This window comes from Streptomyces fodineus (assembly GCF_001735805.1).
Lineage (GTDB): Bacteria > Actinomycetota > Actinomycetes > Streptomycetales > Streptomycetaceae > Streptomyces > Streptomyces fodineus.
Map to the genome: position 1 here is coordinate 1,942,091 of NZ_CP017248.1, position 15,797 is coordinate 1,957,887.

A 15,797-nucleotide genomic window follows, 5' to 3' on the forward strand; every position below is an offset into this window, starting at 1 on the left:
TGCCTATCCTTTGGTTGACGGGTGAAGATTGTGTATTAGGGTGAATGCGGTCCTGTCGATCGCCACCGAACGGCAGGGCATCCCAGGGAGTTCCGCCCCGTCCGTTCCCAAATTTCCTGTGTGCCAGTCAAGTTGATCCCTGGCGTCGTATCGAGATGGCGCCACAGCCGAATGGCGGACCCTTTCTGGGTGCTGGATGGGCATCCGGCACAGCGGAACCCCGTGCCGGTCATCGGCCTGTCCCCGGCAACCGCGACCGAATGTGCAGCGGTCACGGCGGTCCCCGCTCCCCACTGCTCTGACACTGAATTTCCCTCATGATGATGACGATTCAATCTGACGCGGGAGGCGCCCGGTGATATTCTCCCGTGCGTCGCGAGGACGCCGTGACGCACCGGATGCCACGGCGCAGTCACCGGAATCAGCAGCGCCTCCTTCCACTCCCTCGCCCCCGGCGCCGAGTCCGCTGCCGGACCTCGTGCCGCTGACTGCGGAGGAAATCGCCCTGATGCGCGCGAGTGTGGCCGTGGTCGGCGCGTACGCAGCGGACATGACGGTGTATTTCTACGCCATTCTGTTCGCACGCTACCCCGAGGTGCGCGGGCTCTTCCCGGACAATCTGGACGTCCAGCGCGACCGGTTGCTGCGCGGGCTGCTGCAGATCGTCGACCTCGTCGACGACCCGGAGAACCTGATCCGGTTCTGCGGCCGGCTCGGTCGCGACCACCGCAAGTTCGGGGCGCTGAACGGCCACTATCCCGCGGTGGGCGAGTGCCTGCTTGCATCCCTGGCCCGCTACGCCGGCCCGGCGTGGAGCCCGGAGCTGGCCGCCGCATGGACGCACGGATACGGCGTCGTCGCGCAGGTGATGATGCACGCCGCGGAGGAGGACGCCCGCACGGCGCCCGCGGTGTGGGAGGCGGAGATCATCCACCACCTGCACCGCGGCCATGGCATCGCGGAAATCACCGTGCGGCCCGACGCGCCCTACCCGTACACGGCAGGCCAGTACGCGAGCGTGGAGACGCCCTGGCACCCCAAGACGTGGCGCTACTACTCGCCCGCGCACGCGCCGCGACCGGACAACACCGTGACCTTCCACGTGCGTGCGGTCGCCCAGGGCCAGGTCAGCCAAGGCCTGGTCTACAGCGCCAAGCCCGGGGACATGGTGCGGCTCGGACCCACTCAGGGCGACATGACGCTCGACCCGCGCAGCGACCGGGATCTGGTGTGCGTGGCCGGCGGGACCGGCATGGCCCCCATCAAGGCCCTGGTCGAGGACGCGGCCCGCACCGGGACAGAGCGCTACGTCGACGTCTTCGTCGGCGCTCGGACCGCCGAGGAGCTCTACGGCCTGGACGACATGCTCAGGATGTCCCAGCGGCACCACTGGCTCTCTGTGCGGGCCGCGGTGTCGCACGAGCGCATTGCGGGGCTGGAGGGTAGCCTGCCGCGGGTGCTGAACGAGTTCGGACCGTGGTACCGGCACGAGGCGTTCCTCTCCGGCCCGGTGGACATGGTCACACAGGCCAGGGCCACCCTGGCCCGGCAGGGCATCCCGCAGGAGCGGATCCATTTCGACCCCTTCGACGTGCCCGCACTCGAGGCCGCGTTACTGCCCCGGAAATTGCGGGAACCGCCCGAGGACTGAGCGTCCGGCCGACCCGGCCCCGGCTGTGCGGCCACTCGCTTGCCGCGCCCGCCTGCCGGACTCGGCATCGCCCCGTCCGCTCCCGGCCGAGCGGCCGCCGTACCACCGCCGGCGCGCCGGGCTCGTGTGAGCACCAGACCCCGAGCAGGAGAGAATCCGATGCAACTCCCCCCTTCGTCCGGCCCGACTCCGCGCCGCCCATCGGCGCACGAGGCCGTCCTGGCGGCCGCCGAGGTGTTCATCCGGCAGTACGCCGCCGAGAACCCGGGCGACGGCGACCCGCGTCGGCGGCTCGCGGAGGTCACCGCGGAGGTGGAGCGCTTCGGCACGTACGAACACACTGCGGCGGAGGTGGCGTACGGCGCGCGGGTGGCCTGGCGCAACGCGGCGCGCTGCATAGGCCGGCTCTACTGGAACAATCTGATCGTGCGGGACCTGCGGCACGTCACGCATCCCGACGACATCGCCAGTGAGTGCTTCGAGCATCTGCGGATCGCGACCAATGGAGGCCGTATCCGACCGGTCATCAGCGTCTTCGCCCCCGATCGCCCCGGCCGTCCCGCCGCCACGCTGCTGGGCGAGCAGTTGGTGCGCTACTCGGACGACCCGCGCAGCACCCACCGGGTGGCGCTGGCCCGGGACTTGGGCTGGAAGGGGGGTGAAACACCCTTCGAGATACTGCCGTTGCTGGTGCAGCCCGGCTCCGGCCTGACTCCGGAGTTCTACGAGGTGCCCGAGGACGCCGTGCTGGAGGTGCCGTTGACGCATCCGCGCCATCCCGGGTTCGCCACCCTCGGTCTGCGCTGGTACGCGGTGCCGGCCGTCAGCGACATGTCGCTGGAGATCGGCGGGGTCACGTACCCGGCCGCGCCCTTCAACGGCTGGTACATGGGCACCGAGATCGGCTCGCGCAACCTCGCCGACACCGACCGCTACAATCTGCTGCCCGCCGTCGCCGAGCTGTTCGGCCTCGACACCCGCAACGAGCGCACTCTGTGGCGCGACCGCGCCCTGGTCGAGCTCAACCTGGCGGTCCTGCATTCTTACGAGCAGGCGGGGGTGAGCATGGCCGACCACCACACGGAGTCGCGGCGGTTCCTCGCGCACGTGGACCGCGAGAGGCGGCACGGGCGCCCGGTGCCGACCGACTGGAGCTGGATCGTCCCGCCCCTGTCCGGAGGGGCGACCGCGGTGTTCCACCGCTACTACGACCCCGAGGATCCCGAGCTACGGCCGGCCTTCGTGCACCGGACCGCAGAGGTACCGCAGGGGTGCCCCTACGGCGCAGCCTGAGAGGGCGCTTGAAGTAGGCAGATTGCCCTTGATGCCCTAGTAGGACGCCGTTAGGTTAGGTCTGTGTGTCGACCCTGTTCAGGGGCACGGTGAGTGTGTGGACGCACATGAAGTGAACCGTGTTCAGGCGACGTTGGCGTTATTCGTGGCGGACGTGTTCGCCTCGGTGCCGCGCAAGGACCAGCGGGCCAAGGGCGACTGCTATCTGCAGGGACTGATGATGGACGGTCGCCGCAAGTCCATCCAGGCCATGGCCTCGCGGCTGCCGGACGGCAATGAGCAGAACCTGCAGCAGTTCGTGAACCAGTCCACGTGGGATCCGGTGCCGGTGCGCCGGCGGATCGCCGAGCGGCTGGTGCCGCAGGTCGGCCCGGGCGCCTGGGCGGTCGATGACGTGTCGTTCCCCAAGGACGGCAGGATGTCGGTCGGGGTTGCTCCCCAGTACTGCGGTGCGCTGGGCAAACAGGCCAACTGCCAGGTCGCGGTCAGTGTCCACGCGGTCTCCGAGACGGCGTCGTGCCCGTTGAACTGGCGGCTGTTCCTGCCGCGGGAATGGGCCGAGGACACCGTCCGGCGCCGGCAGACCGGCGTGCCGGAAGACCTCGGACATCGGGAGAAGTGGCGCCTCGCACTGGACGCCTTGGATGAACTGGCCGGATGGGGACTGGTGCCGCCAGTGGTGGTGGCCGATGCGGGCTACGGCCAGAACGCGGATTTCCGTGCCGCCCTGGCCGAGCGGGGACACGCGTACGTGGTCGGCATCCGCGGCGATCTGATCGTGTGCCGCTCGAAAAGTCGTCGCCGCACGTCACGCTGTATATCGATACTCGTTGATCAAGCCACCGAGGATCCGGCCCGCCGTCGCCTGTCCACAGCCCGAGAATCTCGCGCCGGCCCTCGGTGGTGACGGCCATAGCCACATAGATCGGCCGGTTGGCGACGGCGCCGTCCCGGATCTTCACGTGGATGGCGTCGATGAAGACCACCGGATAGACGACGTCGAGTGGCCGGTTCTGCCACTCGGCCATGCCCTCCAGGATCTTGTCCGTGATCGTGGAGATGGTCTGCCGAGAGACCTCGGCGCCATAGACCTCCGCGAGGTGGGCCTGGACCTCACCGGTGGTCAGTCCCTTGGCGGCCAGCGAGATCACCATCTCGTCGACGCCGGTCAGGCGCTTCTGCCGCTTTTTGACAATCTTCGGCTCGAAGGAGCCGCGGTCGCGGGGCACGGCTATCTCCACCGGTCCCACGTCGGTCAGCACGGTCTTGGAGCCCTTGCCGTTGCGGGAGTTGCCGCCATCTTTGCCCGCCGGATCGTGCTAGACATAACCGAGGTGATCGTTGATCTCGCCCTCCAGGGCGGACTCCAGCAGCCGTTTGGTTAGCTGCTGGAGCAGCCCGCCCTCGCCGGTCAACTGCAGGCCCTCGGCTTGAGCCCGGCTCACCAACTCGTCGATCAGCTGGTCGTCCACGGCCTTCGCCGACACATCCGCTGCCGGCGCAACAACCTCGTGCTCGGCCACGTTCTCACTGGTCATCGATGCATCTTCCATGATCGGGAGTTATACCGAACGATTTACAGTCCCCCTTCGTCACCGGCCACTGCACCCCCAACGGCGCCCGGCTCCGGCTCGTCGCTGTCAGCATCGCCTACCCCTTGCTGGCACTGGTGCTCGGCGTGCTGGTCTGGGCCCTACTGTGGCAATTGCTGTGCACGATCAACAACTTCTGCGGGGTGGACCGCCATTGGCTGGGCAAGAACCTCATTGTCGGCGTCGAAGTCGTGGCTCAGCTCACCGCCGCCTGGCAGATCGCGGCGCCCCTCACCCCCGCCGCCTGGCGGTGGATCTGTAGTCTCGCCGTCGCCGTGATTCTCGTCATCGGTGTGCAGGACCTGCCCGACGTCGCAGGCGACCGCCTACGCGGCCGTCGTACCCTGCCCATCGCCCTCGGTGACACGGCCACCCGCGCCTACCTCTGCCTCGTCTTCACTGCTCTCCCCCTCGTTCTGAACGTTGTGCTCATCGTCCCGGCCGGTCTCAACTGGTGGCCCGTCACCGTCGGCACCACACTGACCGCCCTGAGCTTCGTGGTGGCCACCAGGGCCCTTCTCCTGCGCACCCCGGCACAGGACCGACGGACCTATCGCCTGACGGAGCTGATGTACACCCTGCTCCTCGCCACCTCCATCACCCTCCTGTGACCACACTGCGGTTCGCACGAGTGGATGCCGCGTCTGGAGCATCCGTACCGTCTGGCAAGAGCACGCCGTGCATGTGCCGTGATGACCTGCCTGCGATATCGCCCGGCGCGCGGGTGCTGCTACTCAGCGCCTCGTCTCGTACCTGGTCAGGACCACGCCGCCGGGAAACGTCCGCGTCTCCACCAGGTTCAGGTTCACCCAGCTGTCCAGCGCGGTGAAGAACGGCGTGCCGCTGCCCACCAGGACCGGATAGGCGGCGATCGCGTACTCGTCGATCAGCCCGGCGCGCATGGCCGCCCCGGCGAGCGTTGCACCGCCGATGTTCATTGGGCCGCCGTCCTCGGCCTTGAGCCGGGTGATCTCGGCGATCGCGTCGCCGGTGACCAGGCGGGTGTTCCAGTCGACCTTGTCGATCGTCGAGGAGAACACCACCTTCGGCGTGTCCCGCCAGTTCCGCGCGAACTCGATCTCCGCCGGGGTGGCATCGGGCTGCTGGTCGCCGGTCGGCCAGTAGGAGCTCATCGTCTCCCACAGCTTGCGCCCATACAGCAACAGGCCACTCGCCTGCTCGTGGTCGAGCCACCACTGGAACAGCTCGTCGCTCGGCGGTCCGCTCCAGCCGATGTCGTCGCCGGACGCGGCGATGTAGCCGTCCAGGGTCAGGTTCATGCCGTAGATCAGTTTCCGCATGACCCAGCCTTCCGTTCGTCGGTGTCCGACGTATAGACCAGCGCGGCGCGGGAAACTCATCGGTGCGCGATCTGGGCTCGCCGGTAGCCCTCGTGCTCGGGGTTTCGCCTTCGCCGGTCGCTGCTCCACCGAGGATCTCCAAGACCCGGAGGCCTCCAGAAACTGGCAGCTCACTAGCGCTCGAGCCCTGAGCGAACCCGCCGGAGGCCAGATCGTCGCCGAGTACTTCGACGTCGGCCACAGCCGCTCCCTGCCCTGGCAGCGCCGTCCCCGCGCCAACGAACTTCTCCGAGCCCTCCGCAAACGGGCAGAGCGGCCTGCTCCTGTTCGAGTTTCACCATGCCCGGCCGGCGGTTGTCGAAGAAGACGAGCGTGACGGGAAGGCGGTACGCCTTCAGGGTCATGAGGTGGCACGGCGTTGGCCATCGAGCCCAGGTTGTAGGAGCCGATGAGACGTCGCTCGCCGCGCATCTCGACGAAGCGCGAGAGCCACCACTCGCAACGCGCCCGTGCCCGGCCCGGTCTGCCCTTGGTTCTGCAGCTCGGCCCGTAAGGCCACCGGCAACTCCTACCATGGAGCGACGCCCAGGCGGCTCCCTTCGGTCGGCCCCGGTTTCCGGCCCGGCGTCGGCGCTGTCCGGGCGACGTCCGGCCGACCCAGGAGCGGCTTGCGCCCCTTGCCGTCGGGTACAGCGATTGAATGAGGATTGTCTCTGCAGCGTGCGAAACCCAGTGAAAGCGATGTGTTCGTGACCCGTCTCGACGGCCCAGGCGACGACCGTGTGGAGAGGCCGGGCGATGGCCCGGACGCCGTCGCGCTGGAGATCGCCGACGCTGTGGAGAGTCTCACGAACCTGTGGTCGCTGGCCGCTCAGGAGGCGACCTTGCGCCTGTCCCTGCACCAGCTGCGGGCGCTGCGGACGCTGGAGGCGGCACCTGGACTGAACCTCACCACTCTCGCCGAGCGGCTGGACATTGGGCTGCCCACGGCCAGCAGGCTGTGTGACCGGCTGGAGGCGGCGGGAATGCTGGAACGCACTCTCCACCCGCAAAAACGCCGCGAGGTCCGGCTGGGCCTCACCCCACAGGGACGCCGCGTACTGGATGATGTGGCATCGCGCCGGGCCCAGGCACTGAGGGTCGCGTTGGCGGCCATGAAACCGGCGGAGCGGTCGGCACTGAGCCGCGGGATGAAGGCCTTCCTCGCCGCTCACAGCGGGGGGACGCCTGCTCCGGGAGAGCCGCCTGGCGAGCGGTGAAGGGGCTGGGTCAGTGGGGCTCGGGAGTGAGCCGTGCCGTGTCGACGGCCCTGCCGGTCCAGTCGAGGCAGACGACCGCGGCGTCCGAGGTGAGGTCCTTGCTGCCGAAGTGCTCGATCAGCCCGGCGACGACCGCGCGCGCGGTCTCGTGCGGCGATGCCTGGCGGGTCGCGCTCAGGATCTGGCGCAGCCCGTGTTCCCCGAAGAGGTCTCCGGTCGCCGAGCGGGTGCCGTGCACGCCGGTGCTCAGGGCGACCAGGCGGTCGCCGGGCTCCACGTGAAAGGTCTGTTCCTCGTAGGGAGTCTCTTCGAACATCCCCAGGGGAAGCTGCGCTTCCAGCTCGACCAGATCGATCCCGTTTTCGCGGAGGCGGTACAGCCGAGGGGAGCCGGCGTCGACCGCACGCACAGTCCCGGTGCCCAGGTCGAAGCGGAGCAGGAGTGTCGAGGCGTACGCCTTGCCGCCGTACTGGGCGTAGACGGCCTGGTCCGCCAGGGCGGCCTGGTCTGCGAGGCCGATGCCGGCGCGGCGGGCGTTGCGCAGGGCGCTGACGGCGAGATGGGTGAGCAGGGAGGCGTCGATGCCCTGGCCCATGCCGTCGGTCACGGTGAGGGTGAGGTGGTCGGCGCTGGTGGACCAGTCGAAGTTGTCGCCGCCGGTGGCGTAGGCGGGCTCCAGATGGGCGCCGATGACGTACTCCCGGCGGGCGCAGCCGCGCCCGGGCAGGAGCTGCCACTGCATCTCGGCGGCGAGGGTGAGGCGACGGGTACGGCGGGCCTGCAGATAGAGGTCGGTGTCCCGGCTCGCGGTGGCGACCTCGTGACCGAGGGCCGTGGCGAACTCGCCGAGGCTGAGCACGGTGGCCGGGTCCGCCGAGGTGGTGGGCAGGCGCACGGAGAGGATGCCGAGCCGGTCGCCGCGGACGGTGAGGGGCAGGTGGATCAGCTCGATGGCCGGGTCGGCGGTGGCCTGCACGACCGGCTTCTGGATGGTGAAGGCGGTGCCTGCAGGGCCGTCGTGGGCAGAGACCGGGTCGCCGGTGTGCGGCAGGTCGGTGACCGGTTGCAGGACGGTGAGGCTGTAGTCGCCTAGGAGAAGGGTGACCTCCTGGGCGCCGAAGAGTTCGGCCAGCAGCGCCTCGGCCGTGGCGACCAGCGCATGGGGCGGAACGGCCCGGAGTCGGCTTTCCACGGACGGGAACGGTTCAGAGGCATTCACGGCGCCCACCCTCTCCCCCATTGGACCTCCACGCTATCGCGGTGAAGGCCCGAGGACCGAGCGCGGCGGAACGAAGGACCGCTGCGGCCCGGAACCGGCATCGGCTGCAGGCCTGTCCGTGTCGCCCTCAGGACCTCGGGAACGGAGCGGTGCGGCACAGCAGAAGGCAGACGTCGTCGTCGCGTTCGGACTCGTGGACAAGAGGTTTGAGGACGGACTCGGCGCTCGCGTCCAGGTCTTTCAGATCGGGTTCGTGCAGTCCTGCCAGGGTCTGGGCGAGCAACTCGATTCCGGTGTCGATCCCTTGGGCACGCCGCTCGACCAGGCCGTCGGTGTAGAGCACTAGTGTCGAACCCGGTTCGATCTCGGTCGTGTGATCCTCGTACTCGAAGGGAATCGGCACGCCCAGCATGACCCCGGGCTTGTCGTCCAGGACACGCACGGCGCCGCCGGGAGCACGGACCACGGCCGGCGGGTGGCCGGCGGCGGCCCACGTCACCTGGAGGTCGTCGGGCCTGAAGCGCGCGATCATGGCGGTGGCGTAGAGGTTGGGCTGCTGGTGGCAGAGCATGCGGTGCAGCCGTGTGAGGATCTGGGCGGGGCTGGTCTCCTCGATCGCGTACGCGCGCAGTGCCGTGCGCAGCTGGCCCATGATGACGGCGGCGCGCAGTCCGTGTCCGGTGACGTCTCCTATGACGGCCAGCAGGCTGCCGTCGGGCTGGAAGAAGGCGTCGTACCAGTCGCCGCCGATGTTGAGGCCGCGGGTGGCGGGCAGGTACCGGGCGGCCAGGTGCAGGCCGTCGGCAGCGGGTAGGTCGGTGAGCTGGGCTCGCTGCAGTTCCTCGGCGGTGTCCCGGTGGTGTTCGTAGCGCAGGGCGTTGTCCAGGGCGATGGCGATACGGCGGGCCAGTTCGAGCAGCATGACGCTGGTGTCGGCGTCGAAGTGGTCCCCGGGGGCCGTGAGTGTCAGTACGCCCAGGGATCGCCGCACGGTGAGGGGGATGCACAGCAGAGGCCGGTCCGGCGACAGGGCGGAGGGCGGGCGGTCGTCGATGCCGGGCAGGTCGCCAGGGTGCGGTCCGGCGTGCTGCGGGCGGTCGGTGCGGGCGGCGGCCACCGCGGCGGCGGAGTGGAGGTCGTTTCCGGCTGTCTTCTCGTCTTCGTCGAAGAGCCAGACGTCGACATGGCTGGCGTACTCCGGAATGAGCAGGTCGGGCAGACGGCGCACGATGTCCTCGTGATCGAGTGACGCGGTGACGACCGCGCTGGCGTTGGCGAGGAAGGTCAGCAGGCGTCGTGCCTTCTCCGTCTCGCCGCGCGCGGCCCGTTCCGCGTCGAGCAGTTTCTGTTGGGTCAGCGCGGCGGCGTCCAGTTCGGCGTGCAGGGCCAGCACGCCTTGGTTGGTCTGGTGCAGTTCCTCACGGTGGAGCCTGACCAAGTTCTCCGACTCGTCCAGCCTCTGCAGAACCGCCGCCGTCTCCTCGTCCGCCGCCAGCAGGGCTTCGGCCGGCGCGGTGTCGTCCGGGTGCGCCGGGAGATGCGAGTCCTGTGTCATGGGGCCGGGGCAGGAGAGGGCGCGGTGCCACGGCGAGGCCTGCCCCGGGGCCCGCGTGGCCGGCTGTACGACAGTCCGTACGCGCACGGACCTGTCCGGGCCTGTTTGCTGGACGGTGATGGTGAGCTGGGCGCCGCCTTGGCCGAGAGACCGCCGCAACTGTGCGGTGAGTGCGGTGAGGAAGCGTGCTCGTTCGACCTCGGGCGCTCCCAGGGAGGTTGCGAGGTGCGCCACGAATGTTCGGGCTCGGGCGACCTCGCCGACTGTGGTGATCTTCCGGACGTCAGGCGGGATCATGGCGTCGGTCCACGGGGTCGGAGGCCAGGACGGCCACGCTGGTGTCGTCGCGCACGGGGCTGGCGGCGCTGCTGGCATCACGCAGGATGGTCGCCGCGACCACCGCCGGGTCACGGGTGAGGAGGTCGGGATCGTCGGGCGGTGCCCATCGACTCGGCAGACCGTCGCTGTGCAGGACGAGCAGGCCGCCCGGCCGCCAGGGCAGGCGACGTGCGGGCACGGTCGCCGGGTACTGGGCGCCGACGATGCCAGGGTGGGAGATCAGATGCTCCCATGAGTCGCCGGCGTGCCAGCGGGCGCCGATGTTACCGACGCCGGCGAACGTCAGCTCCCCGGAGTCGGTGTCGACTTGCGCGACGGCGACTGCCGCGCCGCGGGTGGGCCGCAGGGTCGGGTGCATGAGGCGCAGCATCTCCTCAGGTGGCAGGTGTGCCGAGCGGTGCAGCTCATCGACGGCGGCGCTGGACGCCTGCGCCGCCTGGGTGCCGTGGCCGAGGCCGTCGGCGAGCATCAGGGTCACGCGGCTGCCCGACCGGGCGCAGCTCCAGGCGTCTCCCGAGTGCTCGTTCCGGCCGAGGGGGACGTTGATCCCTCCCGCCCTCGGGCCCTGCCCCCTCTGGTCCCGACACGGTGCGGGCCCCTGGTCGACGCGGGCGACCGCAACGGTCCCGCGAGGGGTGCTATACAGGTCGAAATCGTTGGATATGCGCACGCAGGTGCCCAGGCCGGCGCCGAGCGACGCCTCGCTGGTGGTGTACCCGTCGCGGAGGGCCACGGTGATGTCGTGGATGCCTGGACCGTAGTCGATGGCTGTCACCTGCACCCCGGGGGCGCGCGTGGCGCCGGGCCGGTCGACGATGTCGATCACGACCCGACCGCCGCCGGCGTGCTTGACCAGGTTGGTGGCCAGCTCGGTGGCGACCAGGGCGGCGACCGCGGTGCGGTGCGGGTCGAGACGGACATGGGCACTGGCCGCCTCGACCGCCACCCGGACGTCCCGTACGCGGGTGGAGTCGTACACCGGGATGTCCCAGACGCGCGCCATCACACCTCCGACCGGGCCGCGGGTACGCCTGTGGTCCAGGCGATGACGGTGACGGTCGTGCCCCGGCCGGGTTCGGTGTCGATCTCGAACTCGTCGACGAGGCGTTTGGCACCGCTGAGACCGAGTCCCAGACCGCTGCCACTGCTGTATCCGTCGGTCATGGCCAGCTCGACGTCGCGGATGCCGGGACCGCTGTCGACGAAGGACAACCGCAGCCCCCGAGTCAGACCCCGAGTCAGTGGCGTGACTTCCACGTGCCCGCCGCCGCCGTGGACCAGGGTGTTGCGGGCCAGTTCGCTGGCGGCGGTGACCAGCTTCGTCTGCTGCACCAGTCCGAAGCCGAGGTTGGCTGCGCTCTGGCGTACCTGCTGGCGGACCCACGCGAGGTCCGCGTCCGAGCGGATCGGCAGGCTCGTTTCGACGGCGGGGTCGGAGGCCGGCATCACGTCCCCTTCTCGCGACCGTCCGAGGCGCTCGGCGTGGACCTCCGGGTGAGGAGTTCAAGCGCGCGGTCGACGTCAAGCGCGGTGGTCAGTCCGGGCAGGGTGAGGCCGAGCTCGACCAGCGTGATCGCCACAGCCGGCCGCATGCCGGCGACGACCGTGCGGGCCGCCAGCAAACTGGCGCTCGCCGCGATCTCGGCAAGGATCCGTCCCAGAAAGGAGTCGACGACCTCCACACCGGAGATGTCGATGATCACACCGTTCGCCCCGCTGTCGGCGATTCGGTGGCTGATGTCCTGCTGGAGTTGCTCGGCCATGCCGTCATGCAGCTCCCCCTGAAGGCTGACCAGCAGGGTCTCCCCCAGCGCCAAGACCGGGACCCCGGTCGCGTGGACCGGGTAAGGAGCGGTCACCGCATGCTCGCACGGGGAGACACTTCGATACCCAGCCGACTGAGGGCGTAGGCCAGGGCGTCGGCGAGCGAGGCGCGGGTGAGGACGGAACTGAGATCGATGCCGAGTTGCACAATGGTCTGGGCGATGGCCGGGCGGATGCCGGAGACGATGCACTCGGCGCCCATCAGCCGCGCCGCGGCCACCGTCTTCATCAGGTGCTGCGCGACAAGCGAGTCGACCGTGGGCACACCGGTGATGTCCAGGATGGCGTAGCGGGCACGCTGGTCCACGATGCACTGCAGCAGGGACTCCATGACGACCTGGCTGCGGGCGCTGTCCAGCGTGCCGATCAGGGGTACGGCGACAACGCCCTCCCACAGGCTGATGACCGGCGTGGCCGCTTCGAGCAGCTGCTGCCGCTGCCGTGCGATCAGTTCCTCGCCCGAACTCAGCGCCGCCTGCATCACCACCAGCCGCAGGGTTCCCATGAGGGCCGCCAACGCCAGCAGGCCCTCGACCGCCTCAGGAGTGGAGGGATCGGAGAACTCAGCCCGCAGCAAGTCGACGACCGGCGCCCGCAAGGCAGCCACCTCGTCCGCGATCTGGGCCGGGCTCGCCCCCGCCCGGGTCCGTGTACCGGACATGCGTCCCAGCTGGTCGCGTACGCTGTCGAAGCCGGACGAGGTGATGTCCTCCAGGCGTCCGGACGAGGCGACGTCGGACAGCGCGTCCACGACGGCCTTGCACGCCTCGACCGCTTCTTCGCGCGATACGGTGAACACAGTCCGGAAGAGCGGTGCATCGGCCCAACGCTGAGCGATCTGCTCCCGGCGGCGCTTCAGGAAAGATCCCAGCCGGCGCGCCGTCGACTCGACCGCCTCTTGCTCCGACACCTTCATCGTCTCCTCTGTACAGGGCCGTCGATCGACCGCACCTGAGACGCGATTATTGCCTCATGGCAAACGTTAGCGTCGTCGGTCCGGTGCAAACAACACGGGATCGCCACACAGCAAGGCGGGCGGCCGCCGATCCGGGCTTCGGTCAGATTCCGTGCCAGTCGAGGCAGACGACGAGCGCGTCGTCGTCAGGAACCGAACGACCGCGGTGCCCGGTCAGCTCCCGCAGGATGGCGCGCGGGACCTCGGCGGCCGGCAGCAGCCGGGTCGCCTGGATCGCCCGGACGAGCGCGACATCGCCGTACACCTCACCCTTGGGGTCGGCCACCGCGTACACCCCGTCGCTGACGAAGACGAGCCGGTCGCCGGGCTCGACCCGGAACTCCTGAGCCACATAGTCGGTCTCCTCGAACATGCCCAACGGAAGCTGCGCCTCGAAGGTGACGTGTTCCACCGTGCCGCCTCGCAGCCGCAGCATCTGCGGCGAGCCGGCGTCCACGACTTTGGCGCGGCCCGTCGCGAGGTCGAAGTCGAACATCAGCACCGACAGGTAGCAGCGACCCCGGTAGTGGGCGTACACCGCCTGGTCGGCCAGGGCGGCCTGGTCGTCGATGGCGAGCCCGGCGCGCCGGGCGTTGCGCAGGGCGTTGATGGCCAGGTTCGTCAGCAGGGAGGCTTCTATCCCCTCACCCATGCCGTTGGTGACGTACAGCATCAGGTGGTCGGCCGTGGCGGACCAGTCGAAGTTGTCACCGAAGATCGCGTAAGCCGGCTCCAACTGCGCGGCCAGGTCGTATTCGGGGCGGGAGCAGGAGCGCCCTGGCAGCAGCTGCCACTGCATCTCGGCGGCCAACGTGAGCCGGTCCTTGCGCCGTGCGTGCAGGTAGAGGTCCGTGTCACGCTCCGCGACGACCACCTCGTGGCCGAGTACCTCCGCGATGTCGGAGAGCTCACCCAGCAGTTCCCGGACGCCGCTCTTGTGTGGCAGGGTCACGGACAGCACGCCCAGCCGGTCCCCGCGCACGCTGACCGGAAGGTGCACCCGCACGCGGCCGTCGCAGGCGGGTTCGACGACTGGTTCTTGGGCACCGAAAGCACGGCCCGCCACACTGTTGTGCGCGGACACCGGCTCCGCGGTGTGCGGTAGCACCGACACGGGCTGAAGCACCGTCAGGCCGTAGTCGGCCAGCAACAGGTCGGCGGACTCCGCCCCGTACTGCTCGACCAGCACGCGCCGTACGGCGTCGAGCAACTCGTGGGGTGCCGCTGCGCGCAAGGCCCGCTCAGCGGTCACATATCTGTTCACGGTGGTAAACACACCAATCCTTCGGCGGACACTTACGGGCCTCGCTCGCGACGAGGCCGCTCGATAGCCGCGCCAAGCCGTCCAAACCATCTGTTGCCGCTGCGGGCGCCTAGTACGCTGGCGACCGTCCCAGTGCCTGCGAGAGTGTGACAGTGGCCGCCTTCCGCCCCCGCCCAGAACCCGTCGAGGTCGCCCGAGTGACCGCGACGGCTGGGGAGTTGCTGGAAGTCCTGTGGGGCCGGGCCTCCACCGCGCCGGCGTCGGCGTCGCAGATGCGGGTGTTGTTGACCCTGGAGCACCAGGACGGTATCAACCTGCGCACGCTGTGTGACGCACTCTCTTCCGCGCCTCCCGCGACCAGCCGGCTCTGCGACCGGCTGGTCGCAGCCGGGTTCGTCGAGCGCGTGATCGGCAAGGCCGACCGGCGCGAGGTCCGGCTGCACCTCAGCATCCGGGGCCGCGCCTTCCTCGACGAGCTGCGCGCACGCAGGGAGGAGGAGCTGCAGGCGGTGCTGAGGCTGATGCCCAGCGGCAAACGAGCGGCGCTGCTAGAGGGGTTGGAGGCGTTCTGCGACGCGGCGGCGTTCCAGATACACGACAAAGGGGCGCAGCCCGGCGACCGCACGGCCTGAACGCCACGTCGCGCGACCAGAGTTCCCGACACGACGGGGCGTCGGTGGCCAGCGCGCGGAGCGGTCTCCGCCCACCGGAACATTCCACGTCCTTCCCCATGCTGTACGACACGGCTACTTTGTTGCTCTAGGGTCATAGTTGTCAAATGGCAATGAACGTCTTGAGGGCCTTCATGGCTTCGGATACCCCCAGGCGGCCTTCGGTCGACTGTGGGCCTCACCTCGAAGTGGAACGCGTCTGATCGCAGCTCTGGCGGGTAAGCGGACGACAGTGCCTGTTGAGATCGATGCTCGTCCCCCTTTGTGGACGATGCACACCCATCCGCCGGCAGTCCGCGCACCGCCGCAGACCTCTTTGAGCGCACGGCGGCAAGCGGCTGGGCCTCCGTACCCGGAAGCCTGCAGTACTCCGCCCCGTCGCCTCGTCCGGCCTCGGCACCCTCGGTCACGGCAGACGCGCTGCGTCCCCTTCATCGGAAGCGGGTACGAATTGCACATGCAGCACAACAGCGCGCGTATGAAGGCAGCGTGGATCTGCCTTCTCATCGTCGGTGTCGGCATTCTCGTCTTCGGTGTCGTCGCCGCGGTCGCACCGGGGGCCGGCGACGAGCAACTCATGCGGGCCGACGGTGTGGCCGCGACCGGTATGGGCCTGTTCGGTGTGCTGATCACCCTCTTACCGTTCCGCTGCGGGGAACGGTGGGCGTGGTATGCGCAGTGGTACTACCCGGCCTTCTGGATCGCCCACTTGGCGGGAGGGCTGCCGCCGGGCAAGGACCATGTCCACCAGGTGGTGTTCATCGTTCTGTCGCTCGCCGGGCTGCTGCTGCCCGTTCGCGTCTTCTTCCCCCGCCTGACGTCCACCGCTTGACCTTGCGGCTGCCGAATATTTCGTCCGACCAGGTCAGGCGGC

Annotated in this window: 15 protein-coding genes and 2 pseudogenes; 7 read left to right on the plus strand and 10 right to left on the minus strand. The window is 69.3% G+C overall.

Annotated features, from left to right (window positions below; all coding sequences use genetic code 11):
- The first annotated feature begins 508 nt into the window (after positions 1 to 508).
- From BFF78_RS07780 to BFF78_RS07790, 3 genes are all read left to right on the plus strand, one after another.
- Complete coding sequence (locus tag BFF78_RS07780) at positions 509 to 1,651, plus strand: globin domain-containing protein (RefSeq protein ID WP_069777611.1); 1,143 nt, start codon at positions 509 to 511, stop codon at positions 1,649 to 1,651.
- 159 nt (positions 1,652 to 1,810) lie between these two features.
- Positions 1,811 to 2,944 (plus strand): nitric oxide synthase oxygenase, encoded by a 1,134-nt coding sequence (locus tag BFF78_RS07785; RefSeq protein WP_079161193.1) that lies wholly within the window; start codon positions 1,811 to 1,813, stop codon positions 2,942 to 2,944.
- Between the two features lie 97 nt (positions 2,945 to 3,041).
- A complete protein-coding gene (locus BFF78_RS07790; protein ID WP_472573253.1) occupies positions 3,042 to 3,851 on the plus strand; it encodes an IS701 family transposase in 810 nt (269 codons plus the stop codon).
- Here the strand turns inward: BFF78_RS07790 and BFF78_RS42845 are convergent.
- Positions 3,781 to 4,482 (minus strand): annotated as a pseudogene (locus BFF78_RS42845) (IS256 family transposase); the annotation flags it as partial. The gene BFF78_RS07790 and the pseudogene BFF78_RS42845 sit on opposite strands and share 71 nt — an antisense overlap.
- A 26-nt stretch (positions 4,483 to 4,508) precedes the next feature.
- Between BFF78_RS42845 and BFF78_RS07805 the strand changes: the two are divergent.
- Positions 4,509 to 5,147 (plus strand): UbiA family prenyltransferase, encoded by a 639-nt coding sequence (locus BFF78_RS07805; protein ID WP_079161194.1) that lies wholly within the window; start codon positions 4,509 to 4,511, stop codon positions 5,145 to 5,147.
- A 123-nt stretch (positions 5,148 to 5,270) separates the two neighbouring features.
- Here the strand turns inward: BFF78_RS07805 and BFF78_RS07810 are convergent, their stop codons facing one another.
- The gene (locus BFF78_RS07810; RefSeq protein ID WP_069777615.1) at positions 5,271 to 5,837 is read right to left on the minus strand and encodes a dihydrofolate reductase family protein; all 567 of its coding nucleotides are present in this window, start codon (positions 5,835 to 5,837) and stop codon (positions 5,271 to 5,273) included.
- A 296-nt stretch (positions 5,838 to 6,133) separates the two neighbouring features.
- Positions 6,134 to 6,329: pseudogene (locus BFF78_RS48015) on the minus strand (thiamine pyrophosphate-dependent enzyme); the annotation flags it as partial.
- A 257-nt stretch (positions 6,330 to 6,586) separates the two neighbouring features.
- Here BFF78_RS48015 and BFF78_RS07815 point away from each other — a divergent pair.
- On the plus strand, positions 6,587 to 7,096 hold the full coding sequence (locus BFF78_RS07815) for a MarR family winged helix-turn-helix transcriptional regulator (protein WP_069783451.1): 510 nt from the start codon (positions 6,587 to 6,589) through the stop codon (positions 7,094 to 7,096).
- 10 nt (positions 7,097 to 7,106) lie between these two features.
- Here the strand turns inward: BFF78_RS07815 and BFF78_RS07820 are convergent, their stop codons facing one another.
- The 7 genes from BFF78_RS07820 to BFF78_RS07850 all read right to left on the minus strand — a co-directional run bounded on the left by BFF78_RS07820 (position 7,107) and on the right by BFF78_RS07850 (position 14,240).
- Positions 7,107 to 8,336 carry a PP2C family protein-serine/threonine phosphatase gene (locus BFF78_RS07820; RefSeq protein ID WP_069777616.1) on the minus strand — a complete coding sequence of 410 codons (1,230 nt, stop codon included), beginning with the start codon at positions 8,334 to 8,336 and terminating at the stop codon, positions 7,107 to 7,109.
- A gap of 106 nt (positions 8,337 to 8,442) precedes the next feature.
- A complete protein-coding gene (locus tag BFF78_RS07825; protein ID WP_069777617.1) occupies positions 8,443 to 10,167 on the minus strand; it encodes a PP2C family protein-serine/threonine phosphatase in 1,725 nt (574 codons plus the stop codon).
- On the minus strand, positions 10,154 to 11,212 hold the full coding sequence (locus BFF78_RS07830) for a SpoIIE family protein phosphatase (RefSeq protein ID WP_069777618.1): 1,059 nt from the start codon (positions 11,210 to 11,212) through the stop codon (positions 10,154 to 10,156). Before BFF78_RS07830 ends, BFF78_RS07825 begins: the two co-directional genes overlap by 14 nt.
- A complete protein-coding gene (locus tag BFF78_RS07835) occupies positions 11,212 to 11,655 on the minus strand; it encodes an anti-sigma regulatory factor (RefSeq protein WP_069777619.1) in 444 nt (147 codons plus the stop codon). The genes BFF78_RS07830 and BFF78_RS07835 overlap by 1 nt, the downstream gene beginning before the upstream one ends.
- Positions 11,655 to 12,068, minus strand: a complete 414-nt coding sequence (locus BFF78_RS07840; RefSeq protein ID WP_069777620.1) for an STAS domain-containing protein — start codon at positions 12,066 to 12,068, stop codon at positions 11,655 to 11,657. The genes BFF78_RS07835 and BFF78_RS07840 overlap by 1 nt, the downstream gene beginning before the upstream one ends.
- Positions 12,065 to 12,949 (minus strand): STAS domain-containing protein, encoded by an 885-nt coding sequence (locus BFF78_RS07845; protein WP_069777621.1) that lies wholly within the window; start codon positions 12,947 to 12,949, stop codon positions 12,065 to 12,067. Before BFF78_RS07845 ends, BFF78_RS07840 begins: the two co-directional genes overlap by 4 nt.
- Positions 12,950 to 13,091: 142 nt before the next feature.
- Positions 13,092 to 14,240, minus strand: coding sequence for a PP2C family protein-serine/threonine phosphatase (locus BFF78_RS07850; RefSeq protein ID WP_079161195.1), 1,149 nt, complete (start codon positions 14,238 to 14,240; stop codon positions 13,092 to 13,094).
- Between the two features lie 209 nt (positions 14,241 to 14,449).
- Between BFF78_RS07850 and BFF78_RS07855 the strand changes: the two genes are divergently transcribed.
- Both BFF78_RS07855 and BFF78_RS07860 read left to right on the plus strand, forming a co-directional pair.
- The gene (locus tag BFF78_RS07855) at positions 14,450 to 14,884 is read left to right on the plus strand and encodes a MarR family winged helix-turn-helix transcriptional regulator (protein ID WP_069777623.1); all 435 of its coding nucleotides are present in this window, start codon (positions 14,450 to 14,452) and stop codon (positions 14,882 to 14,884) included.
- Positions 14,885 to 15,380: 496 nt separating this feature from the next.
- On the plus strand, positions 15,381 to 15,755 hold the full coding sequence (locus tag BFF78_RS07860) for a hypothetical protein (RefSeq protein ID WP_069777624.1): 375 nt from the start codon (positions 15,381 to 15,383) through the stop codon (positions 15,753 to 15,755).
- Positions 15,756 to 15,797: the final 42 nt, after the last annotated feature.

What these genes read in the sequence shown, in the direction of transcription:
- BFF78_RS07810 (WP_069777615.1), bottom strand. Translation starts at nt 5,837, where the DNA reads ATGCGGAAACTGATCTACGGCATGAACCTGACCCTGGACGGCTACATC.
- BFF78_RS07845 (WP_069777621.1), bottom strand. Translation starts at nt 12,949, where the DNA reads ATGAAGGTGTCGGAGCAAGAGGCGGTCGAGTCGACGGCGCGCCGGCTG.
- BFF78_RS07835 (WP_069777619.1), bottom strand. Translation starts at nt 11,655, where the DNA reads ATGCCGGCCTCCGACCCCGCCGTCGAAACGAGCCTGCCGATCCGCTCG.
- BFF78_RS07780 (WP_069777611.1), top strand. Translation starts at nt 509, where the DNA reads ATGCGCGCGAGTGTGGCCGTGGTCGGCGCGTACGCAGCGGACATGACG.
- BFF78_RS07825 (WP_069777617.1), bottom strand. Translation starts at nt 10,167, where the DNA reads ATGATCCCGCCTGACGTCCGGAAGATCACCACAGTCGGCGAGGTCGCC.
- BFF78_RS07860 (WP_069777624.1), top strand. Translation starts at nt 15,381, where the DNA reads ATGCAGCACAACAGCGCGCGTATGAAGGCAGCGTGGATCTGCCTTCTC.
- BFF78_RS07820 (WP_069777616.1), bottom strand. Translation starts at nt 8,336, where the DNA reads ATGGGGGAGAGGGTGGGCGCCGTGAATGCCTCTGAACCGTTCCCGTCC.
- BFF78_RS07785 (WP_079161193.1), top strand. Translation starts at nt 1,811, where the DNA reads ATGCAACTCCCCCCTTCGTCCGGCCCGACTCCGCGCCGCCCATCGGCG.
- BFF78_RS07830 (WP_069777618.1), bottom strand. Translation starts at nt 11,212, where the DNA reads ATGGCGCGCGTCTGGGACATCCCGGTGTACGACTCCACCCGCGTACGG.